The organism is Methylobacterium sp. E-016 (assembly GCF_022829745.1).
Lineage (GTDB): Bacteria > Pseudomonadota > Alphaproteobacteria > Rhizobiales > Beijerinckiaceae > Methylobacterium.
Genome location: NZ_JAKSYF010000078.1, coordinates 48,831 through 71,192 on the forward strand (window position 1 = coordinate 48,831; position 22,362 = coordinate 71,192).

Sequence of the window (22,362 nt, forward strand, 5' to 3'; positions counted from 1 at the left end):
TTTTAAACGCCCTCGCGCATCGGCGACACCCCTCCTACATGCCCGCGGTGACACAAGCGGGGGAATGGCGGACGATGTTGCTTCGGGGTCTCACACGCGGCGCGCGGGCCGTGCTGTTCCTGTCCGCGCTGGCGGGCCTCACCGGCGCCGCCGCGGCGCAGGAACCCGACCGGATCTTCGACAAGTCGACGGTCTGGCGCCCGCTCACGCCCAACGACAAGCTCGTGGTCTACGGCGTCGACGACCCGCTCGTGAGCGGCGTCGCGTGCTGGTACACCCAGCCGGAGAAGGGCGGCATCAAGGGCACGCTCGGGCTGGCCGAGGACGTCTCCGACATCTCGCTCGCCTGCCGCCAGGTCGGGCCGGTGCAGTTCACCGGCAAGTTCGGCCAGGGCGAGGTGGTGTTCAGCGAGCGCCGCTCGCTGATCTTCAAGTCGATGCAGATCGTGCGAGGCTGCGACGCCAAGCGCAACACGCTGATCTACATGGTCTATTCCGACAAGGTGATCCAGGGTTCGCCCAAGAACTCGACCTCGAGCGTGCCGCTGATGCCCTGGGGCACCGAGCCGCCGCTGAAATGCGGCGCGTTCCTGAAGGGGTGACGCGCACGCGTCCCTCCCCCCTCTGCGGGGGAGGGGGCACGCTTCGGGGACCCCCTCAATCCTGGCAGGTGATGCGGATCGGGCGGTCGGCCGGCTTGGTGACGGGAAGGTCGACGGCGCCGGTGTATTCCTCGGCGGCCGCGATCCCGTAGGCGTTGGCGGTGGCGTAGCCCTGCGCCTCGCACCAGGCGTTGGCGACGACCTGACCGCACTCGCTGCCGGGGCTGGTCAGGCACTCGCCGACGCCGTAGCCGTCGCTCGACGGGATCAGGAAGGTCTTCTCGACATGGGGCGCGCCCTTGCCGGCCGGGGTCTCGCCGTCGCCGGCGGCCATCGCGCCGTGGGCGATCGTGACGAGGAGGGCAGCGGCAGCGAGTGCACCGAATCCGGCAGCCGAGCGTCGCATGGATACGTCCTTGTTCAGGGGATGCCCCGGTTCAGGGTCTGGCGTGCGGGTTGAAGTCGCGGGCGGGAATTCGACGGTCAAAATCCGACGGCGGGGTAAACAAAGGCTTTCCGGCGCCGATCGGATTTCCGTGCCCGGACCCGATCGCGCCGCCCGAGCCGGCGCGCCGCCGCGCCGGTCTCGAATTCTTGACGGATTTCGGGTAGCCCGATCCGGGCCTCCGGACCGTCGCCGATCCGCAACACGGCTCGGCGCGAAGCCGGCGGCATTGCGGCGGGCCGGGTCGCGCGGAGCCCCGTCCGCGGGGGCGGCGCGCGGCGCCCAGGGCACTGACGCCAAACGAGAGTTTTCGCGGGTCCGGCGCCCGGCGAGGGCAGCGCCGCCGGGATCGCGGCCGCGAAGGACGAGGGACGTTTCATGGCGCCGATGTTGCGGCTCTACAACACGCTGACCGGAGCCAAGGAGGCCTTCGCGCCGATCGATCCGAGCCATGTCCGGATGTATGCCTGCGGCCCGACGGTCTACGACGCGGCCCATATCGGCAACGCGCGCCCGATCATCGTCTTCGACCTGCTGTTTCGGCTGCTGCGCCGGGTCTACGGCGCGGCCCACGTCACCTACGCCCGCAACGTCACCGACGTGGACGACAAGATCAACGCCCGCGCCGCCGAGCGCGGCATCACCATCCGCGCGCTCACCGACGGGACGCTCGCCGCCTTCCACGCGGACCTGCGCGACCTCGGCGTGCTGATGCCGGAGGACGTGAACGTGCCCGGCGAGCGCCCGCGGATGATCGAGCCGCGCGCCACCGACCACATCGCCGAGATGGTCGCGATGATCGAGGCGCTGGTCGCGTCCGGCCACGCCTACGTCGCCGCCGGCCACGTGCTGTTCGACGTGCCCGCGATGCCCGATTACGGCGCGCTCTCGAAGCGCCCGCTCGACGAGATGGAGGCCGGGGCGCGGGTCGAGGTCGCGCCCTACAAGCGCTCGCCCCTCGATTTCGTGCTGTGGAAGCCCTCGAAGCCCGGCGAGCCGTCCTGGCCGTCGCCGTCGGGCATCGCCGCGCCCGGGCGCCCGGGCTGGCACATCGAGTGCTCGGCGATGTCGGCGCGGCATCTCGGGCAGACCTTCGACATCCATGCCGGCGGCATCGACCTGATCTTCCCCCACCACGAGAACGAGGTGGCGCAGTCCCGCTGCTGCTTCGGCACGCCGGTGATGGCCAACACCTGGCTGCACAACGGCTTCCTCCAGGTGGAGGGGGAGAAGATGTCGAAGTCGGCCGGCAACTTCGTCACGCTGCGCGCGGTGCTGAACGACTGGCCGGGCGAGGTGGTGCGCCTCGCCATGCTCAAGTCGCACTACCGCCAGCCGATCGACTGGACCCTGCGCGGCCTCGAGGAGGCGCGGCGGATGCTCGACCGCTGGTACGGCGCCGTCGGCGACGCAAGGCCCGCCGCCGAGGCGCCGGAGGCGGTGCTGGACCCACTGCTCGACGACCTCAACACCGCCGCGGCGCTCGCCGAGATCCACCGCCTCGACGATCCCGCGCGCCTCCGCGCCGGGGCGAACCTGCTCGGGTTCCTCGGGCAGACCCGCTCCGAGCGGGACGCGGCCACGGTCGCGGCCTCGGGCCTCGACGTGGCGGCGATCGAGGCGCTGATCGCCGATCGCGCCGCCGCCCGCGCCGCCAAGGACTGGGCCGCCTCGGACCGCGCCCGCGACGCCCTCGCCGCGATGGGTGTGGCGGTCAAGGACGGCAAGGACGGCACCACCTGGAGCGTGATCTAGGCGCCGGTGCGCCTGGATGGGTCGCAGGGCCGGTTCCGGGCGACGCGCATCGCCGATCCCGTGCCCCCCGATGTCGCGCGGTTCGTCCTGCGCGCATCCGCGAGCCTTCGCGCGACCGGCGTTCCGTCGATCGATCCCGGAATACCGCGCGGTATAGTGATCGAAGGTTGCTATATGATCATTAGAAGTAGAAAATCCGTGTTGTATTTGTTGTTTTGACGCAACACTGTTGATGTGCTGACCGTTCGATGCCCGGGAAGGGGTTTTGACCGGGAAATGGGCGTGACATTCTTTCTCCGGATGCGGTTCGCAGGAAATCCGTGCCGTCATCCGAATGGGGGGAATGAAATGGCTCGCGTCCTGCGGACGGCGCTGCTCGCGTCGGGAATGGTGCTGTCGTCGCCCGGCCTGGGCCACGCGCAGTCCGGGTATTACTCCGGCGCCTACGCCTTCGGCGACAGCCTGACCGACAACGGCCGCATCCCGCGGGAGACCGGCTACAGCCCCTCTGGAACGTTCGACGCGCGGTTCGGCATGAAGCTCTACGAGGGCGGGCGCTTGTCGAACGCGCCCGGTTACTTCGAGCAGATCCCGGCCCGCATCGGCGCGCCCTACGTGCCCGGCAACGACTACGCGATCGGCGGGTCGCAGGCCGTCCACCTCGAGCCGAACGCCCAGTTCTCGCCCCTCTTTCCCTGGGGCGTGCCGGACCAGATCGACCAGTTCGCCGCCCGCACCGGCCGGTTCGGATCGCGCGACCTCGTCACGCTCTGGATCGGCTACAACGACATCACCGCCATCCCGGCCGTCACCGCCGCGGCCCGCGCCGCCGGCGTGACCACGATCCTGAACAACAACGTCGCGAACCTGGACCGCCTCGTCGGCCTCGGGGCGCGCGAGCTGCTGGTCTTCAGCCAGCAGACCTTCCGCGCCGCCAACGCCGACCTGGCGCGTTCCTTCAACGCGCAGCTCCCCGGATACCTCCAGGCGTATTCCGATCGCGGCATCAACGTGCACTACTTTGATGCGGACGGGCTCCTGAACCGGCTGCGCGCGGACCCGACGGCCTACGGATTCATCCCGCAGGCGGCGACCGGCAGTTGCGCATTCAACCCGGCCTGCGCCGTGATCGGGTACACCAACCCAGCCGTCGAGAACCAGTACATCTCGGTCGACGGCATCCATCTCACCGCGCGCGCCAACGGCTACCTCGCCGCCTTCGTGGCGAACCAGCTCAACGCGCCGCTGACGATCGGGCCGCAGGGCGAGCTCGGGCAGGCCGCCGGCCTCGCCTTCTCGTCGACGCTGATCGACTTCCTCGGGGCCGAGCGCCGCCGGAACATGGCCCTGTCGGTGCCCGCCGCCTTCGCCGCCGACCTGCCGGGCCGGCGCCCGGCCCCCGGCCTGATCCCGGTCCAGCCCGGCAGCCCGGTCTCCGTGTTCGCGCTCGGCACCTATGCCGGGCTCGACCGCACGGCGCAGAACCGGGCCGGTGCGGGCAGCCTGGGCAACACCTACGATGCCGATTTCGGCGGCGTCACCGCGGGGCTGCTGTACCAGGCGACGCCCAACCTCGTTCTCGGCGCGGCGTTCAACTACCTCAACGCCCGGGTCGACCTCCGCGGCGCGAGCAACGGCCGGATCGACCTCGACAGCTTCCAGGGCGCCGTCTTCGCCTCGTACGCCACCCCGGAGGTGTTCGCGGACGTGGCCGTGACGTACGGCGGCAACGGCTTCGCCCTCGACCGGCCGGGCGTGCTCAACGACCGGCTCGCGGCCGCGCCGGGGGGCGACACGGTGACGGTCGCCGCGCGCACCGGCTACCTGTTCGATTTCGAGACCTTCAGGGCCGGCCCGGTCGGCGAGGTCACCTATGCGCGGGCCGGCGTGAGCGCCTATCGCGAGACCGGCGACCCGCTGCTCACGATCGGCGTCCGGCGCCAGGATCTCGACGGGTTGTCCGTCGGCGGCGGCCTCCAGATCCGCACCGTGGCGCCGCTCCTCGGCGGCATCGTCTCGCCCTTCCTCAACCTCACCGCCCAGCACGATGTCCTCGATGGCGTGCGCACGGTGACCTCGTTCCAGACCTATGCGCCGAGCCTGCTGATCCGCACCGAGACCGGGCGCCGCGGCGACGACGTCTACGGACGGATCGCCGGCGGCCTCGACCTCGATTTCGGCAACGGGCTCAGCGGGGTGGTCACCGGCTCGACCAGCGTCGCCCGCGCGGGCGGCGACGATCACACCGGCAGCGTCGGGCTGCGGTACCGCTTCTGAACCACGACGCGCCCTCCGCGCCGGCGCTCGATCGGGGAGATCGCACGGCGCACGCGGCGGAAGGGCGACCCGAAACCGCGGCGACCGACGCCCGGACGCCCGTCGCTTCCCGGGTGTCGCACCCAGCGCGTGTGGCACCCGACCGCGCCCGAAATCGTCAGTTGTTCGGCCGTATCGAAGGTTGCGAGCCTATCGCCGAGCGCCTGATCTTACGGGATGGCAGGATCGATACAAAAGCGACCCACTTCCAAGACGGAGTCTTCATCGGAACGTCTTACGGTTGCAGTGCCCGATCTTCGCGGCACCCGGGACCGACCTTGACGATGTACCCTGCGCCTCACGGCCGCGTCCTGCGGTGGCTCGCCGAGATCGGGCCCGACCTGCCGGAGGCGGTGCAGGCGCGCATGCGCGCCGGCTTCTTCACCTCGACGACGCCCCTCGTGGTCGGCGCCGTCAACTCCATCGCCGTGGCGGGGGTCGCCTACCTGTGGTTGGACCGGTGGCTCTTCGCCGCCATCGCGTTCCTCGACCTGCTCCTGCTGATGCTGCGCCTCGTGCTGCTGCGGCGGGTGGAGGCGCCGTCCGGCCCGGTCTTCGCGACGGGCCTGCTCTGGGCCGGCCTGCAGGGCGCGACCATCGCCTGCGTCGTCCCCTCGGGCGACATGGCGATGTCGATGGTCGTGCTCGCCTCCGGTCTCGCGGCGATCGGCGGGATCGTCGGCCGGAACTTCGCGGCCCCGCGCTACGCGATGGCGCAGGTGCTGTTCATCGACCTCAGCTACAAGACCACCTTCGCGACGACGCATCCGCAATTCCTGCCGCTGATCGCGATCCAGACGGTCGCCTTCGTCCTGATGAACCGCAGCATCCTGCGCCATCACCGGGCGGCGGCCGTCCAGGCGATCCTCGGCGAACGCGAAAGCCACCGCCGGTCGATCACCGATCCGCTGACCGAGCTGCTCAACCGCCGCGGCCTGGAGGAGGCGTTCGACGCGCGCCCGGCCGGGGCCGGGGCCGGGGACCGGACGCTGCTCTACCTCGACCTCGACGGGTTCAAGCAGGTCAACGACCGCCTCGGGCACGCGGCCGGCGACGCGGTGCTGCGCGAGGTCGGACGGCGCCTCGCGCTGGCGATCGGGCCGGACGCGACCGCCTGCCGCCTCGGCGGCGACGAGTTCCTCGTGCTCGCCGAAGGGCTCGACGACGCGGCGGCGCGCCGGCTCGGCGGCCGGATCATCGCGGCGATCACCGCGCCCTATCAGGTCGGCGGAGGCGCGTTCGCGGGGATCGGCGTCAGCGTCGGCGTCGCCCGGCAACGGCCCGCCGCGTCGGGACCCCCGCTCGGTCTCGCCGATCTGATGCGGCGCGCCGACCAGACCCTCTACGCCGCCAAGACCGCGGGCAAGGGACGCTGCATCCTGCACGGTGCCGAGGACGCGCCGCAGGTCCAAGCGGCCTGAACCCGGCGGGTTCGTCGAGCACGGGGGTGCGCTGCGCGGCGGTCGGCTGGCGCCGGCGGCACGGTCGGGCGGGGCTCGTCGGGGCGCTGGCGGCGTACGATCCCGTCGCCGCGCGCGACGCCGGGTCAGCCGTGCGTCAGCAGGTGCGGCGCGGTGCCGTCGCCGCCGTAGAGGTCGAGCATGTGCCGGCAGCCGGTGTCCGGGTCGGCGCGCAGCTCGCGTTCCAGGGCGTCGGCGTCCTTGCGCAGCCAGGCGGAGCGCTTCTGGTAGAGGTCGGAATGGTTGATCCCGTGCGCCTGCGCGTGGATCCGGAAGCTCGCCTCGTCGAGGCGCAGCCCCGGGCACAGCCGGCTCGCGACCTCGGCCTCGACCGCCTCGCGCAGGCCCGCCGCCGGCACGATGTGGCGGTCGCGGTAATGGGTGGCGCCGTTGGCGAACAGCACCCACAGCGCGATCGGCAGGCCGATCCGGTAGGCGAGGCCGAACCGCTCCGAAGCCGGGCGCCGCGCGGACGCGTCGGCCGGCGGGGCGAGGAGGGCCGGCTGTCCGGCGGCGGTCATCGCGCATCTCCGAGGCGGGCGCACGCGGCCGAAGCGACGATCGTCCCGCCGCGAAGACGAGCGGCCTCGTCGTCCATGTGCCGGCGTCGGTGCCGATCGATCTCCCGGATATCCATGGCGCGCTCCGCGGCGATGCCGACCTAAGGTCTGCAAAAACTGGGCCGTGATGGGACGAACACGTTTCCGATTGTTGTCGGCGGCGCCGCCGAACGGCGCGAACACAGACTTTTGATCGGTTCGCGGCCGTTCGCGCTGCGGTTCGTGCCCGATCGACTCGCCCGTCAGTCTAGCACGGCGTCGAATAGGTTCAACGAGCGGCGCCGGCCGCGCGCGATGCTATTCTGTATTCAAAATTTACGGCAAGATTTACTGAATGGCCACGAGCGGATCGTCGGACACGCGTCGCGGTCTCTCGCCCGTGCAAGGGGAGGCGGGGGGGGAAACCGTTTCGCATGGGCCGCCCCTCGCCGTCGCGAGCGGCGGCCCGGCGGCGCGAGGATCCGAGGGCGAACGCGCCGGACCCCGCCGCTCAGAGCCGCTCGGTGACGAAGCGCTCGGCGGCCGGGTCCTCGCCCAGGCGGCGGTTCTCGGCCTGCAGCATCGGCACCACGGCGTCGGCGCCCTCGGCGACGACGTAGTTCAGGTCGAGCCCGTCGCGGATGAAGCCGTGGGCGCGCATGTGGTCGAACAGGGTCAGCAGCGGCTTCCAGAAGCCGGCCACCTCGACCAGGAGGATCGGCTTGCGGTGCCGGCCGAGCTGGGCCCAGGTTAGCTGCTCGACCAGCTCCTCGAGGGTGCCGATGCCGCCGGGCAGGGCGACGAAGGCGTCGGAGCGCTCGAACATCATGCGCTTGCGGGTGTGCATGTCGCCGACCACGACCGTTTCCTGGATCGCGTCGAGCATGTGCTCGCGCGACTTCAGGAAGTCCGGGATGATGCCGGTGACGTGGCCGCCGCCGGCCAGCACCGCGCGGGCGACGGTGCCCATCAGGCCGACGTCGCCGCCGCCGTAGACGAGGTCGAGCCCGGCCGCGGCGAGCGCGGCGCCGAGCGCCTCGGCCGCCTGGCGGAACGCCGGGTCCCCGCCGAAGCCGGAGCCGCAATAGACACAGACCGTCTTCACCGGCGCCATCCGGCCTCCTTCATCGATGCTCGTCGTATCGTGCGTCCCGTTCGGGCCGCGGACAGGTCGTAAACAGGGGCGAAATCGGTGCCAAACGGCTGATCGCGCGGGGAATTCGTTCGCTGCGCGCGCGTTGCGGCTTGGTCTCCCGGACATGTACGGTAATATGGGAGGAACAGTCGACGGTTTTTCGCGCGGGCGTTTTCGAAAGTCTCCACCGCCGGGGATGGGGGTCGCGGCCGGGCGGGCGTGGTGTCGACGAGGGATGGATCGCCATGACGGCGGAGTTGCGGCGCGGCGTGTTTCTCGCGGTCCTGGGCCTGCTGATCGGGCTCGGCCTGGTGGCGGCCGTGTTCGGCGGGCTCGACCGGTGGCGGCACGCGCATGCTCCGGCGCCCGAGCCCGCGCCCGGCGCGGTCGGCGCCCTGACGCCGGGCCCGGCGCCCGTGCCGGACGCGGCGCCTCAGCCGGCGGCGCGCGCCGCGGCGCCGGCGGCGCCGGACGCGCTCAAGTTCGATATCGTCCGCGTCGAGCCGAACGGCGAGTCGGTGGTGGCCGGCCGCGGGGCGCCGAACACCGTCGTCGAGCTCCTGGTCGACGGCAAGGCGGTGGCCAAGGCGCTCGCCGACCCGAACGGGCAGTTCGCGATCGTGCCGCCGGCGCTGCCCGCGGGCAACAGCGAGATCGTGCTGCGCTCCACCAATGCCGAGGGCCGCGAGACCCGCTCGGCCGAGAGCGTCGCCGTGGCGGTCTCGCCCACGCGCACCGAGAAGCCGCTGGTGGCGCTGACCGCGCCCGACAGGCCCACGGTGGTGCTGTCGCAGCCGGAGGTCCGGACGGCGCAGCGGGCGCCGGACCCGGCGCCGGGCCAGGCGGTCGCCGGCAGGGATACCCCCGTCAAGGGCGCGGCGAAGGGCCCTGCGGCGAAGGACGCGGCGGCCAAGCCGCCTTCCGGGAAAGCCGCCAAGGACGCCCCCGCGCCCGTTAAGATCGTCAGCGTGGACGCGCAGGAGGGCGGCCGGCTGTTCGTCACCAGCCAGGCCGCGCCGGGTGCGACGGTGCGGCTCTACCTCAACGACACGCTGATCGCCCCGGCGAGCGTCGGCGCCGACGGCAAGGTCACCTTCACCATCGGCCGCGGGGTGAAGCCGGGCGCCTACACGGTGCGGGTCGACCAGGTCGATTCGGTCTCGGGCAAGGTGCGCAGCCGGGCCGAGGTGCCGTTCTCGGTGCCGGAACCCGCCCGCGTTGCGACGAACCTCGCGCCGCCCAGGCCCGGCGCGGCGGCGGACAAGCCGGCCGAGCGGCCCGCCGCCCCGGCGGCGCGGGCCGAGGCCGTCTCGCCCACCCCGGCCGCGATCGAGCCGCCGCGGGCGGGGGTGTTCGTCCCCGCGGTGAGCACGGCCAAGATCATCCGCGGCGACAGCCTGTGGCAGATCAGCCGGCGCACCTACGGCGCGGGCGACCGCTACACGGTGATCTACGATGCCAACCAGGAGCAGATCCGCAACCCGGACCTGATCTATCCCGGCCAGATCTTCGTGCTGCCGGGCGACGGCAAGGACGCGAAGGCGGGCAGGAACGGCTGAGGATTCCCCCACGCCGCCCCGCCCCGCGGCGGCTGCGGGTGTGCCGCGGGCGGTGCCGGCTTATATGCCGGGGCGAGCCTCCTCTTCCGGACAATCGCGTATGACCTCCACTCCCCCGCCGGCGCCCGACGCGCGCCCGGGCCTCGTCGCCACCTATCGCCGGCTCTGGCCGTATCTCTGGCCCTACGGCCGGCCGGACCTGCAGCGGCGGGTCTTCCTGGCGTTCGGGCTGCTGCTGGTGGCCAAGCTGGTGACGATGGTGACGCCGTTCACCTTCAAGTGGATCACCGACGCGCTGGTCGCGGCGGTCGGCGGCCAGGAGCACGGCAAGGAGCAGGTGCCGACCGGGATCTTCGCCGCGCCGATGCTCTTGATCGCGATCTACGGCGCCTCGCGCATCCTGATGGCCGGGCTGACGCAGGCGCGCGACGGGCTGTTCGCCAAGGTGGCGATGCACGCGGTGCGCCGCCTGGCGCTGAAGACCTTCCAGCACATGCACCAGCTCTCCCTGCGCTTCCACCTCGAGCGCAAGACCGGCGGGCTCACGCGGGTGCTGGAGCGCGGGCGCTCGGGCATCGAGGAGCTGTCGCGCCTGATGGTGCTGACGCTGGTGCCGACCATCGTCGAGTTCGTGCTGGTGCTCGGCGTGCTCGCCTGGGAGTTCGACTGGACCTACTCCCTGGTCGTCTTCGTGATGGTCGCGGCCTATCTCGGCTTCACCTACAAGGCGACCGAGTGGCGGATCGCGATCCGCCGCCGCATGAACGAGTCCGACACCGACGCCAACACCAAGTCGGTCGACTCGCTGCTGAACTACGAGACGGTGAAGTATTTCGGCGCCGAGGCCCGCGAGACCCAGCGCTTCGACGGCGCGATGGCGCGGTACGAGAAGGCCTCGACGCAGACCTACGTGTCGCTGGCCGTCCTCAACGCCGGCCAGGCGCTGATCTTCACGCTGGGCATGACCGCGGTGATGTGGCTCGCCGCCCGCGACATCCTCGCCGGGCGCACCACCATCGGCGGCTTCGTGCTCGCCAACACCATGCTGGTGCAGCTCTCGATGCCGCTGAACTTCATGGGCATGATCTACCGCGAGATCAAACAGGCGCTGATCGACATCGACGACATGTTCCGCATCCTCCACCGCAACCCGGAGATCGCGGACCGGCCGAGCGCCCCGGCGCTGGTCGCCGGCCCGGCCGAGGTGCGCTTCGAGAACGTGCACTTCGCCTACAACCCGGACCGGCCGATCCTGCGCGGCGTCTCGTTCACGGTGCCCTCGGGCAAGACCGTGGCGATCGTCGGCCCCTCGGGCGCCGGCAAGTCGACGCTCTCGCGCCTGCTGTTCCGGTTCTACGAGCCGCAGAGCGGCCGCATCGCCATCGACGGGCAGGACATCGCCGCGGTGCGCCAGGATTCGCTGCGCGCCGTCATCGGCATGGTGCCGCAGGACACGGTGCTGTTCAACGACACGATCGGCTACAACATCCGCTACGGCCGCTGGGAGGCGTCCGAGGCCGAGATGCGCGAGGCCGCCCGCCTCGCCCAGATCGACCGCTTCATCGAGGGCCTGCCGGAGGGCTACGACACGCCGGTGGGCGAGCGCGGCCTGAAGCTCTCGGGCGGCGAGAAGCAGCGCGTCGCCATCGCCCGCACCATCCTGAAGAGCCCGCCGATCCTCGTCCTCGACGAGGCGACCTCGGCGCTGGACAGCTTCACCGAATCGCAGATCCAGGACGCGCTCGACCGCATCGCGAAGGGCCGCACCACCCTGGTCATCGCCCACCGCCTCTCGACGGTGGTGAACGCCGACGAGATCCTGGTGCTCGACAAGGGCGTCATCGTCGAGCGCGGCACCCACGGCGCGCTGCTCGACCAGGACGGGGTCTACGCGGCGCTCTGGAACCGGCAGCGCGAGGCGGACGCGGCGCGGGCGGCGTTGCGGCGGGCGGAGGAGGAGGCGGAGCGGGTGCGGGTTGGAGTGCGTGGGATAAGGGAGGAAGCAATGACTGTGGAATAGTACGTCGTGGGATTAAACTAGGCTTGACCGATCTTGACTCACGTCAGCGTGCCTCTTTAAACTCTAGGTTGATATTGCCTAGGAGGCGTGTGTGAGCGGTGATCCGATTACTGATACTCAAGAAATGCCACTGAATGCGCAGCCCACACCTACACCTACACCCGCAGCGACCGCACCAGCAGCTAAGCCTAAGCTTGACTGGATATCTGCCATCAAGTCTGATGATAAAGAAACGATCAATCAATACATAAAAAATGAAATAAATGATATTATACATAAAAATAATTTATCAAATTACACAACAATAATGCTTGTGGACGAAGTAGATAGCATATCGAATTATCACGCTGATCAAATCTACGCTGCCGCGACTGAGTCAGATATCAAAGACGATATATTGCTGATAATTAACAGCGGTGGGGGTGGGATCGAACCAGCTTATTTGTTAAGTAAAACATTAAAGAGGCTTTCGTGCGGCAAATTTGTTGTAGCTGTCCCAAGGCGGGCCAAATCTGCAGCTACTTTGATATGTTTAGGTGCTGATGAGATACATATGGGATTGATGAGCCATCTTGGGCCAATTGATCCACAGATGGGTGGTTTGCCCGCTCTCGCTCTTGGCAATGCGCTCAACGTAATAGCAGAGCTTGCATGTCAATTTCCCGGCGCCGCCGAAATTTTTAAGGACTACCTTCGAGTTCAAGCTCCTATCCGAAATATTGGATATTATCAGCGAGTGAATGAGAGTGCTGTTCAATACGCCGAGCGACTGCTCCAATCAAGAACGTTCGGCAGTAATCATACCTCCGAAACCGTGGCAAAGCATTTGGTAAATCATTATAAAGACCATGGATTTGTGATAGATATTGACGAAGCAACGGAACTGCTTGGGTCAGATATGATAAAAATCAATTCATTCGAATACAAAGCAGCCGATGAAATTTATCGAATGCTGGATTTTATTGGATTTGTCATGGCTATTGAGAAAAAGAAATACTGGCACGTGGGTAGCGTAGAAACAGGGTTCGGATACAGGAACGACAAAAATCAATACGAAAATTAAATTTATACATGCTGGCTCGGGTTTCTATTATTGTAATGCGCGCGAATGGGTGAGTAACGACTCTTTCTTCGGAGTTATATTGCTCAATCGCCCCGCTTTCATAGGCTACCCTTCGGCCTATCGACAAAATTCCTAAATCCTGCCTATAGCCCCATCACGCGCTGCACGGCGCCGGGGCTGCGTTTCGTCCCGGAGCCGCCGTCAGGAGCCGGCCCGGTGATCGACGGGGCGGTCGGCAGCGTGGCGGTCCTGCGCGGTGGGTCGATCAACCCGCCGCGATACGGCGTCCATAATGCGCGGCGCGGGGCGCTCCGAGCGGCGGGCTGTCGCCCGCAAGCGGAGCGCTCTCAGAAGAGACCTGAGCCCGTCCCGACGTTAGGGAGGGTGCGGGGATCGCCCGTTCCGGCTGTCGCCGGGGCGACCCGGCCCTACGTGGCCGGATACGTGACCGGGGCCCGCGTCGCGCGGGCCGCGGCGGCGGGGCCGTGCGGTACGTAAAGCCGCGACGACAAATCGGCGTCGGGTGCCCGCGTTCTCGGGGCCCGGCACCGCGGGGCGCCGGGGAACCGGCTCATTGCGCATCATCCCAGGGTTCCGCGGCGTCCCGCGTCTCCTGTCCGTGATGTCGGGGCCATGCCGCCGGCGGAGGCTTTCCGCGCGGGGTCGTTTTGGCGTGCGCCGACGCCGCTTCCCTCCCCCCGCTGCGGGGGAGGGTGGCCCCCGTCAGGGGGTCGGGAGAGGGGAGCGCCGCATCCAGAGAGGTCGCTCCCCTCTCCCGACCTTCGCTGACGCGAAGCCCACCCTCCCCCGCAGCGGGGGGAGGGAAGGGGCGCGCGACGGCGCCGGCGGTTGACCTTCGCGCCCTGGGCTGCCATCGCGCGGGTCAAAATCCCGTTGGCCCCGCGCCCTTCGCGCGCCCCTTCCGAAAGACCGCATGAACGACCTTCTCCTGACGATCCGCCGGACGCTCGTCCCGATCCACAAGGAGGGCTACCCCTTCATCGTGATCGGGATCGTGCTCACCGTGCTGGCCGGCACCTTCTCGCAGTTCTTCGGCTGGGTGTTCCTGATCCTGACCCTGTGGGTCTGCTACTTCTTCCGGGACCCGGAGCGGGTGACGCCGGTGGCCGAGGGCCTCGTGGTCTCGCCGGCGGACGGGCGGGTGAACCTGATCTCGACCGTGCTGCCGCCGCCCGAGCTCGACCTGCCCCAGGTGCCGATGACCCGGGTCTCGGTGTTCATGAACGTGTTCGACTGCCACGTGAACCGCGTGCCGGTGACGGGCCGGATCGGGCAGATCCACTACACGCCGGGGCTGTTCCTCAACGCCGAGCTCGACAAGGCGAGCGAGGACAACGAGCGCAACGGGATGGTGATGGAGACCGTGCACGGCGGCCAGCCGGTGCGGGTCGGCGTGGTGCAGATCGCCGGCCTCGTGGCGCGCCGCATCGTCGGCTTCGTCTCGGCCGGCGACCAGCTCGCGGTGGGCGAGCGCTTCGGGCTGATCCGCTTCGGCTCGCGGGTCGACGTGTACCTGCCCGTCGGCACCCGCGTGCTGGTCGGCCTCGGCCAGAAGGCGGTCGCCGGCGAGACCGTGCTCGCCGACCTCGGCGGCGGGCCCGAGCGTTCGTTCCGCCGGATCTGAGGGGAGGGGGCGATGGACGATCTCTTCCCGCCCTTCGAGCCGGACGCGAACGAGCCGCGGCCGCGCCGGTTCAAGCCGGTGCCGTTCCGGATGATCGCGCCCAACATGATCACCCTGATGGCGCTCTGCCTCGGGCTGACCGCGATCCGCCTGGCCTTCGAGGGCAAGTTCGAGCCGGCGGTGATCGCGATCATCGCGGCCGCCGTGCTCGACGGCATCGACGGGCGCGTGGCGCGGCTCCTGAAGGGCACCTCGCGCTTCGGGGCCGAGCTCGATTCGCTGGCCGACTTCGTCAACTTCGGCTGCGCGCCGGCGCTGATCCTCTACGGCTTCGCGCTCCACAACCTGAAATCGCTCGGCTGGATCGTGGCGCTGATCTTCGCCATCGCGATGGCGCTGCGGCTCGCCCGCTTCAACGCGATGCTCGACGACCCGAACCGCCCGGAATGGAAGAAGGACTACTTCGTCGGCATGCCGGCCCCGGCCGGCGCGATGACGGCGATGCTGCCGCTCTACCTGCACTTCCTCGGCTTCGGCTTCGAGGCCTGGGCGGCGCCGGCCATCCTGGTCTACGTGCTCGGCATCGCCCTGCTGGTGGTCTCCACCGTGCCGACCTTCTCCGGCAAGACCATGGGCAAGCGCGTGCCGCGCGGGTGGGTGCTGCCGATCTTCCTCGCCGGCGTCGCCGCCTTCGGCCTGCTGATCTCGTTCCCGTTCGAATCGCTGGTGGCGATCAGCGCCGCCTACATCGTCGGCCTGCCGATCGGCGCCGCGCAGTACCGCCGCCGCGCCCGGCTCGAGCCGGCGGCCCGCATCGAGGCCGGCGAAGATCCGGCCTCGGCGATCTGACGGTGGATGCCAGGGCGCGTCCGCTTGGCGGCCCCCGCCGCCACGCGTAGCGTGATGCAACCTGAAGGCTGGGGACCTGCCATGCTCGAAGAGTTCAAGAAGTTCGCGCTGCGCGGCAACGTGGTCGATCTCGCCGTCGGCGTGATCATCGGCGCCGCCTTCGGGGCGATCGTCACCTCGGCGGTGCAGGACGTGTTCATGCCGATGATCGGCGCGATCACCGGCGGGCTCGACTTCTCGAACTACTACCTGCCGCTGTCGTCGAAGGTGCAGGCCGGCGCGGCCTATGCCGAGGCGAAGAAGCAGGGCGCGGTGATCGGCTACGGCCAGTTCATCACCGTGGCGATCAACTTCATGATCGTCGCCTTCGTGCTGTTCCTGGTCATCCGCGCAATGAACAAGCTCGTGACCAAGGAGGAGGCCAAGCCCGAGGCCGTCGCCGAGGTGCCGGCCGACGTGAAGATCCTCGGCGAGATCCGCGACCTCCTCGCGACGCGCCCGAAGGTCTGACCCTCAGGCCGTCGGCTTGGTTTCGGCGGGCTTGCCGTCGTCGGGGGTGACGCCGAAAGCATCGAGGATGCGGTCGAGGGCGTGCTCGACGGCGCCCGTGCCCTCCTCGTGGGTCTTGAGCCGGGTCTCCAGGCGCTGAAGCTGCGGCGCGAAGGTGGCGTCGGGCGCGGGATCGTCGCCGAGGAAGCGCGGCTTCTCCTGGCCCACCGACAGCATCGAGCGCAGCTGCTGGCCGAGATGGTCGCGGACCGGCTCCGGAAGCCCGGCCTTCGGATCGATGGCGTCGTCGTTCATGGTGGGAATTCCCGTTCGCCGTCAGAGCCATAACGGGCGATGCGGCGAAGCGTTGCATGGGCGGCCGAGCGTGCGGTGGGCGCCAAGGAAAAGGGCCCCGGAGCCTGTCGCTCCGGAGCCCTCGCACGTCGCGCGGCGATGAAACGCCTAGTCGATCACTTCGACGATGCGGTGGCCGCGATCGACGAGGACCGGGCGGTTGTTGATCACGGTGTAGCGGGTGCCCGGCTGGACGCGGTACTCGTCGGGAACGTCGTAGTAGGTCACGCCGTCGCCCGGCAGGGTGGTGCCGACGGCGACGCGGCCGTCGTAATCGTAGGAGCGCACGTTGCGCTCGCGGACGTAGCTGCGGAAGCGCGGCTGCATGTCGACGCCGAGGATGCCGCCGACGGTGCCGGTCGCCGCGCCCACCGCGCCGCCGACGATCCCGCCGATCGGGCCGCCGATGTCGGAGCCGGTCTCGGCGCCGCGCTCGGCACCGCGGATGGTGCCCTGCGCCTGTGCGGCGAGCGGCAGGGCGAGAACGAGGGCCGAGGCGGCCAGAAGGGTCTTGAACTGCATGGCAAAGCTCCGTCTTCCGATGCTCGCCGCGCCAACCGGCGCCGTGCGAGTGTCGGGCCGGTAACGCACGACCCCCGGAAACGGATGCGTCAAAAAAGACCGATCGTCGGGCGTTCTCTCAAGCGTCCTTGGGCATCGCGGACTGGATGAACCGGTCGGAGCCGAGGTCTTCCTCGTCGTAGCCCAGCAGCTCGGCGAGCCGCCCCCGGGCCCGGCTGACGCGGCTCTTCACGGTGCCGACCTTGCAGCCCATGATGGTCGCCGCCTCCTCATAGGAGACGCCCTCGGCGCCGACGAGCACCAGCGCCTCGCGCTGGTCGGGCGGGAGCTTGGCGAGCGCCGTCTGCAGGTCCTCGACGTCGAGGCGGTCGCCCTGGTGCGGGGCGGTGGCCAGGCGCGCGGCGTAGGAGCCGTCCTGATCCTCGACCTCGCGGACCCGCTTGCGGTGGTCCGAGTAGAAGATGTTGCGCAGGATCGTGAACAGCCACGCGTTCAGGTTGGTGCCGGGCTGGAAGCGGGCGCGGTGCTGCCAGCCCTTCATCAGCGTATCCTGCACGAGGTCGTCGGAGCGGGCCGGGTTCGAGGTCAGCGACAGGGCGAAGGCGCGCAGGCTCGGCACGGCCGCGAGCAGGCCGTTGCGGAACTCCGGCTCGATCGCCTCGCCGCGGGCCTTGAGCGCCGCCTCGAGCTTCGCGATCAGCTCGGCGAAGCGGCTCGGCAGCTCGGTCTGGCCCAACGTGTCGTAGGCGCTGCGCAGATGGTCGCCGAGATGGGAGCGGATGGTGTGCGACAGGTTCGGCCGCGCATCCTTGTCGCCGTTTCCAGACTGGCTCGGAAGGGTGTCGGTCTCGTCGCGGGTCATGATGCGTCGCAATCTACGGTCTTCTGCGGGCTCGCGGGTGGTCCGAAGCCGCGAGGCGGAACGTGTGCGGCTCGCGCCTGAGCCGTTCGAGTTGTTCCGTGTCTTTAGCCTATCGCGGCCGCGCTTGCACCTTCGCGACCGTCACATCCAAGTGCGTCGCGCCTCGCCTCAACAGGGCTTCGGCGCGACGACGACGGTGGCCGCCGCCGGCGCGCCGGGTTTCAGCAGGCGGATCGCGCCGTCGCGCAGGGTGATGACGTCACCGCGCGCGAGGTCGGTCCAGCATTCGTCGCGGGTCAGCGCCTGCGTCGCCACCACCGACACGACGTCGCGCTCGGTGGTCTCCTGGGCGAAGTCCACCCGCCAATCCTCGTCGATCAGCGTCGCCGTGCCGAAGGGCGCCCGGCGGGTGAGGTAGCACAGGCGCTTGCCGCAATGGGCGTAGAGGGTTCGGCTGTCGGAGAGCAGCATGTTGAACACGCCGAGCGCGTGCAGCTCGGCGCAGAGGTCGGCCACCGCGCGGTCGAGCAGCGCGGGCTTGGGCAGGGCCGAGAAACGCCCCTGCAGGCGGCCGAGCATCCAGCAGAAGGCGTACTCGCTGTCCGTCGACCCGATCGGCATGAACCCGCCGAGCGGAAGCTTCTTCACCCCCTTGAGCTGGCCGTTATGCGCGAAGGTCCAGCGCCGGCCCCAGAGCTCGCGCGAGAACGGATGGGTGTTCTCGAGGCTGACGCGGCCGCGATTGGCCTTGCGCACGTGCCCGATGACGATGCGGCTCTTGATCTTGTAGTCGCGCAGCAGGCGGGCGAGTTCCGACTTCGCGCTCGGCTCGGGCTCGTGGAAGCTGCGGCAGCCGCGGCCCTCGTAGAAGCTGATGCCCCATCCGTCCGCATGCGGACCGGTCTCGCCGCCGCGCCGCGCCAACGCCGCGAACGAGAAGCGGATGTCGGTGGGCACGTTCGCGCTCATGCCGAGCAGTTCGCACATCGTCTCGGAAACTTACCTGATCGGGCGGGGCCTCGGCGCGGATCGTCCGCCGCCCGGATGTCCACTTCGGTTTAGGTGCGTTTCGGACGGCGAACAACCGTGAACCGCACCGCGCGTCAGCGGCCGAGGTAATCCGTCAGCGTCATGCCGACCATGATCGCGACCCAGAAGAAGCCGAGGCCCGAGAACAGCTTCACCAGCGGCGGCTCGTGCAGCACCTCCATCGACACGAGGAGGACGACGAGCGCCATCGCCGCGACGACGACGAGCTCGAGCGCCCAGACCTGCTCGAACGGCAGCGTCGCGCCGAGGGTGACGTTGACCGCGAGCAGGCCCATCAGCGCCAGGAAGGTCAGGACCGGCTTGCGCAGCCGATCCTTCAGGAGCGCGCGGTCGGCGTCGGAGAGGGTCGCGAGCGGGCTGCGCATCGGGCTACCGGTTGACGACGTAGAGGATCGGGAAGGCCATGATCCAAATCAGGTCGATGAAGTGCCAGTACAGGCCGTAGATCTCAATCCAGTTCTGGTGCCGCGACAGGAAACCCGCCTTGGACGCGATCCAGGTCATGCCGAGCAGCAGCGAGATGCCGGTCAGCAGGTGCAGCCCGTGCAACAGCGTCGCGACGTAGTAGAGGTTCACGAACAGGCGCGAGGCCGGGCTCGCCGACAGCTCGTAGGGGCGCGAGCCGAGGAACGGCATCATGTGCTCCTCGTAGTCGGCGTAGTACTCGTAGCCCTTCAGCACGAGGAACAGGCTGCCGAGAGCGGCGGTCGCCAGCATCGCCCGCACCATCGCCCGCTGCCAGCCGATGCGCGAGAACTCGATCGCCATCGACATGGTGAGGCTGGAGACGATCAGCACCACCGTGTTGACGGCGCCGATCCAGAACTTCAGGTGGCGCGCCGCCTCCTGCGTCGCCTCCGGGTGCTGGATCCGCACGATCAGCGCCACCAGGAACAGGGCCGCGAAGAGCAGGAGCTCGGTGATCAGCCACGCCCAGATCCCGAGCGTGGCGGCATAGCGCTGCTGCGCGACGGTCTCGAAATGGTGGGCGCGCTTGATGCCGACGCCGTCGGCGAGACCCGTGCTCATCGCTCTTGGCTCATCGATGCTGCGCCTTGGTTTCCTGCTCCTGGATCGGGTAGTCGTACGGAACCCTCGGCACCTCGGGCGGCGACGCGAAGTTGAGCGTCGGCGGCGGCGAGGTCGTCTCCCACTCGAGCCCCTTGGCGTCCCAGGGATTCGCGGGCGCCTTCCTGCCGAACCACAGGGAATAGACGAGGTAGAGCATCGGGAAGATGTAGCCCGCCGCCAGGATCGTCGCGCCGGCCGAGGAGAGGACGTTCAGCAGCTGGAATTCCGGCGGGTACGTCGCGTAGCGTCGCGGCATGCCGAGGTAGCCGAGGATGAACTGCGGAAAGAACGTCACGTTGAAGCCGAGGAAGATCAGCAACGCCGAGATCCGCCCCCAGGCCTCGTTGTACATCCGGCCGGTGAACTTCGGCCACCAGAAGTGCAGCCCGCCGAGGAAGGCCAGCACCGTGCCGCCGACCATGATGTAGTGGAAGTGCGCGACCACGAAGTAGGTCGCGTGGATGTGCTGGTTGATCGCCAGCGTCGCCAGGTACAGGCCGGTGAGGCCGCCGAGCACGAACAGGCCGATATAGCCCATCGCGTAGAGCATCGGCGTGTCGAGGCGGAGCTTCCCCTTATGGATCGTCGCGGTCCAGTTGTAGACCTTCACCGCCGAGGGCACGGCGACCGCGAAGGAGAGCGCCGAGAAGGCGAGCGAGGCGAGATCGCTCTGCCCGTTGATGAACATATGGTGGCCCCAGACGAAGAACGTCACCGAGGCGAGCCCGATCGCGGCGTAGGCGACGAAGCGGTAGCCGAAGAGCTTCTTCTGGGCGAAGGCCGGGATGATCTCGGAGATCACCCCCATGCCCGGCAGGACCATGATGTACACCGCCGGGTGCGAGTAGAACCAGAACAGGTGCTGGAACAGCACCGGGTCGCCGCCATAGGCCGGATCGAACACGCCGATGTGGAAGGCGCGCTCCATGATCAGCAGGATCAGCGCCGTGGTGATCACGGGCGTCGCCAGCAGGAAGATCAGGCTGGTGGCGTAGTGCGTCCAGACGAAGATCGGCAGCTTGAACCACGTCATGCCGGGCGCGCGCATGGTGTGGATCGTGACGACGAAGTTCAGGCCCGTCAGGATCGAAGAGAACCCGACGATCGTCACGCCGATCAGCGCCGGCAGGACCCAGCCGTTCGAGAACGCGGTGGAGAGCGGCGCGTAGAAGGTCCAGCCCGTGTCGATGCCGCCGAGCACCACCGACACCATCGTGAAGAGCGCGCCCGTCATGAAGACGTACCAGCTCGTGAGGTTCAGCTTGGGGAAGGCGAGGTCCTTCGCCCCGATCATCAGCGGGATCAGGAAGTTGCCGAAGGTCGCCGGGATCGACGGGATCAGGAAGAACCACACCATCACCACGCCGTGGATGGTGAAGGCCTTGTTGTAGGTGTCGTTGGCCATCACCGCGCCGTTCGGCACGACGAGGGCCAGCCGCACCACGCCCGCGGCGACGGCGCCGATGATGAAGAACGCGGTGATCGAGGCGAGGTAGAGGATCGCGATGCGCTTGTGGTCGGTGGTGAGGAACCACGAGCGCAGGGTCGATTGGGCGTGGAGATAGTCGGCCGGACGATCGAGCGTCGCCTCCGGCGCGTGCGGCTCGCGGTTCGCGATCCCGCTGTCGATCGTGCCCGATGCGCTCATCGCGTGGCCTCTCCGGACGCTGCGTCGCCCACGGTGCGGGTGTTCGATTTCAGGAAGTCGATCAGGCGGCCGAGGTCGTCCTCCGGGATCACGCCGGCGAAGCTCGGCATGATCTGCTTGTAGCCCTCGGCGAGCCGGTTGCCGTTGGGGTTGCGGATCTTGTCGCGAAGGTAGTCCTCGTCGGCCGTGATCGTGCGCCCGTCCGCCAGTCGCACCGCCCGCCCGTAGAGGCCGGCGAGCTTCGGCGCCTGCACGGTCGAACCGTCGTCGTGGCAGGTTCCGCAGCCGTAGGCATTGTAGATCGCCTCGCCGGCCGCGACCTTCGATTGCTGCGCCCCGGAATGGGTGAGCCAGTCCTGGTAGTCCCCCTGGCTGAGGATTGTCAGGCTGCCCTCCATCGCCGAGTGGTCGGTGCCGCAATATTCCGAGCAGTACAGGTGGAAGGTGCCGGGCTTGTCGGCCTTAAACCACAGCTCGGTGTAGCGGTCGGGCAAGGCCGCCATCTGCACCCGGAGCGCCGGCAGGTAGAGCGCATGGATCACGTCCTGGCTGATGATCCGCAGCTTGATCGGCTGGCCCATCGGCACATGCAGGTCGTTGATCTCGGATTGGCCGGTCGGGTGCTGGAACTTCCACATCCATTGCCGACCGATCGCCTCGATCACCATCGCGTCGGGCGGCGGGTTCTTCGAGATCACGAAGAGCCGCGCGCCCCAGACGAAGAAGATCAGCGTCAGCAGGAACGGGATCAGCATCCAGCTGATCTCGATCAGGTTCGAGCGGATGCCGCTGGTGTCGCGGTTGGCCTCCTGGCCGTCGCGGTACCGGATCGCGAACCAGGTGATCGCCAGGAACACCGGCACGGTGAGCACCAGCGTGAGCACCGTGAAGGCGAGGATCAGGTAGTCGGTCTCGACCGCGACGGCGGAGGCCGCCGCCGGCCAGAGCTCGAGGGCTGCGTGCTTCGGCGTCATCGGC

Annotated in this window: 21 protein-coding genes; 10 read left to right on the top strand and 11 right to left on the bottom strand. The window is 68.8% G+C overall.

Translation table 11 applies throughout. From position 1 onward, the window contains the following. Window positions 1–74: 74 nt before the first annotated feature. Window positions 75–602: a CreA family protein gene (locus MKK68_RS08455; RefSeq protein ID WP_244029824.1), complete on the top strand. Its 528-nt coding sequence runs from the start codon at window positions 75–77 to the stop codon at window positions 600–602. Window positions 603–657: 55 nt separating this feature from the next. Here the strand turns inward: MKK68_RS08455 and MKK68_RS08460 are convergent, their stop codons facing one another. After that, window positions 658–1,008: a hypothetical protein gene (locus tag MKK68_RS08460; RefSeq protein ID WP_147729418.1), complete on the bottom strand. Its 351-nt coding sequence runs from the start codon at window positions 1,006–1,008 to the stop codon at window positions 658–660. A 417-nt stretch (window positions 1,009–1,425) separates the two neighbouring features. Here MKK68_RS08460 and cysS point away from each other — a divergent pair, with 417 nt between their 5' ends. The 3 genes from cysS (at window position 1,426) to MKK68_RS08475 (ending at window position 6,539) form a co-directional block, all read left to right on the top strand. Continuing rightward, window positions 1,426–2,802: a cysteine--tRNA ligase gene (cysS, locus tag MKK68_RS08465; protein ID WP_244029825.1), complete on the top strand. Its 1,377-nt coding sequence runs from the start codon at window positions 1,426–1,428 to the stop codon at window positions 2,800–2,802. A 348-nt stretch (window positions 2,803–3,150) separates the two neighbouring features. Continuing rightward, window positions 3,151–5,079, top strand: coding sequence for an autotransporter domain-containing protein (locus MKK68_RS08470; protein ID WP_244029828.1), 1,929 nt, complete (start codon window positions 3,151–3,153; stop codon window positions 5,077–5,079). A gap of 323 nt (window positions 5,080–5,402) precedes the next feature. Next, complete coding sequence (locus tag MKK68_RS08475; RefSeq protein WP_244029930.1) at window positions 5,403–6,539, top strand: sensor domain-containing diguanylate cyclase; 1,137 nt, start codon at window positions 5,403–5,405, stop codon at window positions 6,537–6,539. A 125-nt stretch (window positions 6,540–6,664) separates the two neighbouring features. Here MKK68_RS08475 and MKK68_RS08480 read toward each other — a convergent pair whose 3' ends face one another. Both MKK68_RS08480 and MKK68_RS08485 read right to left on the bottom strand, forming a co-directional pair. After that, window positions 6,665–7,099, bottom strand: a complete 435-nt coding sequence (locus tag MKK68_RS08480) for a hypothetical protein (RefSeq protein ID WP_147844643.1) — start codon at window positions 7,097–7,099, stop codon at window positions 6,665–6,667. A gap of 529 nt (window positions 7,100–7,628) precedes the next feature. After that, window positions 7,629–8,231, bottom strand: coding sequence for a TIGR00730 family Rossman fold protein (locus MKK68_RS08485; RefSeq protein ID WP_147844644.1), 603 nt, complete (start codon window positions 8,229–8,231; stop codon window positions 7,629–7,631). A 266-nt stretch (window positions 8,232–8,497) separates the two neighbouring features. Between MKK68_RS08485 and MKK68_RS08490 the strand changes: the two genes are divergently transcribed. From MKK68_RS08490 to mscL, 6 genes are all read left to right on the top strand, one after another. Further along, window positions 8,498–9,811, top strand: a complete 1,314-nt coding sequence (locus tag MKK68_RS08490) for a LysM peptidoglycan-binding domain-containing protein (RefSeq protein WP_244029830.1) — start codon at window positions 8,498–8,500, stop codon at window positions 9,809–9,811. Between the two features lie 100 nt (window positions 9,812–9,911). Beyond that, the gene (locus tag MKK68_RS08495; protein ID WP_244029831.1) at window positions 9,912–11,831 is read left to right on the top strand and encodes an ABCB family ABC transporter ATP-binding protein/permease; all 1,920 of its coding nucleotides are present in this window, start codon (window positions 9,912–9,914) and stop codon (window positions 11,829–11,831) included. A 91-nt stretch (window positions 11,832–11,922) separates the two neighbouring features. Beyond that, window positions 11,923–12,894: an SDH family Clp fold serine proteinase gene (locus tag MKK68_RS08500; protein WP_244029833.1), complete on the top strand. Its 972-nt coding sequence runs from the start codon at window positions 11,923–11,925 to the stop codon at window positions 12,892–12,894. 934 nt (window positions 12,895–13,828) lie between these two features. Beyond that, window positions 13,829–14,539, top strand: coding sequence for a phosphatidylserine decarboxylase (locus MKK68_RS08505; protein WP_244029835.1), 711 nt, complete (start codon window positions 13,829–13,831; stop codon window positions 14,537–14,539). 12 nt (window positions 14,540–14,551) lie between these two features. Then, the gene (pssA, locus tag MKK68_RS08510; RefSeq protein WP_243934132.1) at window positions 14,552–15,388 is read left to right on the top strand and encodes a CDP-diacylglycerol--serine O-phosphatidyltransferase; all 837 of its coding nucleotides are present in this window, start codon (window positions 14,552–14,554) and stop codon (window positions 15,386–15,388) included. Between the two features lie 81 nt (window positions 15,389–15,469). Beyond that, window positions 15,470–15,898, top strand: a complete 429-nt coding sequence (mscL, locus tag MKK68_RS08515) for a large conductance mechanosensitive channel protein MscL (protein WP_147726012.1) — start codon at window positions 15,470–15,472, stop codon at window positions 15,896–15,898. Window positions 15,899–15,901: 3 nt separating this feature from the next. Here mscL and MKK68_RS08520 read toward each other — a convergent pair whose 3' ends face one another. The 8 genes from MKK68_RS08520 to coxB all read right to left on the bottom strand — a co-directional run bounded on the left by MKK68_RS08520 (window position 15,902) and on the right by coxB (window position 22,358). Further along, window positions 15,902–16,192: a hypothetical protein gene (locus MKK68_RS08520; RefSeq protein WP_244029837.1), complete on the bottom strand. Its 291-nt coding sequence runs from the start codon at window positions 16,190–16,192 to the stop codon at window positions 15,902–15,904. Between the two features lie 147 nt (window positions 16,193–16,339). Further along, complete coding sequence (locus MKK68_RS08525; protein ID WP_147726014.1) at window positions 16,340–16,753, bottom strand: DUF1236 domain-containing protein; 414 nt, start codon at window positions 16,751–16,753, stop codon at window positions 16,340–16,342. A gap of 118 nt (window positions 16,754–16,871) precedes the next feature. Continuing rightward, window positions 16,872–17,615 (bottom strand): NepR family anti-sigma factor, encoded by a 744-nt coding sequence (locus MKK68_RS08530; RefSeq protein WP_147726015.1) that lies wholly within the window; start codon window positions 17,613–17,615, stop codon window positions 16,872–16,874. Window positions 17,616–17,783: 168 nt separating this feature from the next. Next, on the bottom strand, window positions 17,784–18,602 hold the full coding sequence (locus MKK68_RS08535; protein WP_147726016.1) for a class II glutamine amidotransferase: 819 nt from the start codon (window positions 18,600–18,602) through the stop codon (window positions 17,784–17,786). A gap of 116 nt (window positions 18,603–18,718) precedes the next feature. Beyond that, on the bottom strand, window positions 18,719–19,030 hold the full coding sequence (locus MKK68_RS08540) for an oxidase (protein ID WP_147842551.1): 312 nt from the start codon (window positions 19,028–19,030) through the stop codon (window positions 18,719–18,721). A gap of 4 nt (window positions 19,031–19,034) precedes the next feature. Further along, window positions 19,035–19,694 carry a cytochrome c oxidase subunit 3 gene (locus MKK68_RS08545; protein WP_147842550.1) on the bottom strand — a complete coding sequence of 220 codons (660 nt, stop codon included), beginning with the start codon at window positions 19,692–19,694 and terminating at the stop codon, window positions 19,035–19,037. Window positions 19,695–19,704: 10 nt separating this feature from the next. Then, window positions 19,705–21,384 carry a cbb3-type cytochrome c oxidase subunit I gene (locus MKK68_RS08550; RefSeq protein WP_147842549.1) on the bottom strand — a complete coding sequence of 560 codons (1,680 nt, stop codon included), beginning with the start codon at window positions 21,382–21,384 and terminating at the stop codon, window positions 19,705–19,707. Continuing rightward, window positions 21,381–22,358: a cytochrome c oxidase subunit II gene (gene coxB, locus MKK68_RS08555; RefSeq protein WP_244029839.1), complete on the bottom strand. Its 978-nt coding sequence runs from the start codon at window positions 22,356–22,358 to the stop codon at window positions 21,381–21,383. The genes MKK68_RS08550 and coxB overlap by 4 nt, the downstream gene beginning before the upstream one ends. Between the last annotated feature and the right edge of the window lie 4 nt (window positions 22,359–22,362).

Coding starts and splice junctions, on each gene's coding strand:
- MKK68_RS08525 (WP_147726014.1), bottom strand. CDS start 16,753: ATGCAGTTCAAGACCCTTCTGGCCGCCTCGGCCCTCGTTCTCGCCCTG.
- MKK68_RS08490 (WP_244029830.1), top strand. CDS start 8,498: ATGACGGCGGAGTTGCGGCGCGGCGTGTTTCTCGCGGTCCTGGGCCTG.
- MKK68_RS08505 (WP_244029835.1), top strand. CDS start 13,829: ATGAACGACCTTCTCCTGACGATCCGCCGGACGCTCGTCCCGATCCAC.
- MKK68_RS08545 (WP_147842550.1), bottom strand. CDS start 19,694: ATGAGCACGGGTCTCGCCGACGGCGTCGGCATCAAGCGCGCCCACCAT.
- pssA (WP_243934132.1), top strand. CDS start 14,552: ATGGACGATCTCTTCCCGCCCTTCGAGCCGGACGCGAACGAGCCGCGG.
- MKK68_RS08530 (WP_147726015.1), bottom strand. CDS start 17,615: ATGACCCGCGACGAGACCGACACCCTTCCGAGCCAGTCTGGAAACGGC.
- MKK68_RS08470 (WP_244029828.1), top strand. CDS start 3,151: ATGGCTCGCGTCCTGCGGACGGCGCTGCTCGCGTCGGGAATGGTGCTG.
- cysS (WP_244029825.1), top strand. CDS start 1,426: ATGGCGCCGATGTTGCGGCTCTACAACACGCTGACCGGAGCCAAGGAG.
- MKK68_RS08495 (WP_244029831.1), top strand. CDS start 9,912: ATGACCTCCACTCCCCCGCCGGCGCCCGACGCGCGCCCGGGCCTCGTC.
- MKK68_RS08475 (WP_244029930.1), top strand. CDS start 5,403: ATGTACCCTGCGCCTCACGGCCGCGTCCTGCGGTGGCTCGCCGAGATC.
- MKK68_RS08540 (WP_147842551.1), bottom strand. CDS start 19,030: ATGCGCAGCCCGCTCGCGACCCTCTCCGACGCCGACCGCGCGCTCCTG.
- coxB (WP_244029839.1), bottom strand. CDS start 22,358: ATGACGCCGAAGCACGCAGCCCTCGAGCTCTGGCCGGCGGCGGCCTCC.
- MKK68_RS08455 (WP_244029824.1), top strand. CDS start 75: ATGTTGCTTCGGGGTCTCACACGCGGCGCGCGGGCCGTGCTGTTCCTG.
- MKK68_RS08535 (WP_147726016.1), bottom strand. CDS start 18,602: ATGTGCGAACTGCTCGGCATGAGCGCGAACGTGCCCACCGACATCCGC.
- MKK68_RS08485 (WP_147844644.1), bottom strand. CDS start 8,231: ATGGCGCCGGTGAAGACGGTCTGTGTCTATTGCGGCTCCGGCTTCGGC.
- MKK68_RS08550 (WP_147842549.1), bottom strand. CDS start 21,384: ATGAGCGCATCGGGCACGATCGACAGCGGGATCGCGAACCGCGAGCCG.
- MKK68_RS08480 (WP_147844643.1), bottom strand. CDS start 7,099: ATGACCGCCGCCGGACAGCCGGCCCTCCTCGCCCCGCCGGCCGACGCG.
- MKK68_RS08520 (WP_244029837.1), bottom strand. CDS start 16,192: ATGAACGACGACGCCATCGATCCGAAGGCCGGGCTTCCGGAGCCGGTC.
- MKK68_RS08460 (WP_147729418.1), bottom strand. CDS start 1,008: ATGCGACGCTCGGCTGCCGGATTCGGTGCACTCGCTGCCGCTGCCCTC.
- mscL (WP_147726012.1), top strand. CDS start 15,470: ATGCTCGAAGAGTTCAAGAAGTTCGCGCTGCGCGGCAACGTGGTCGAT.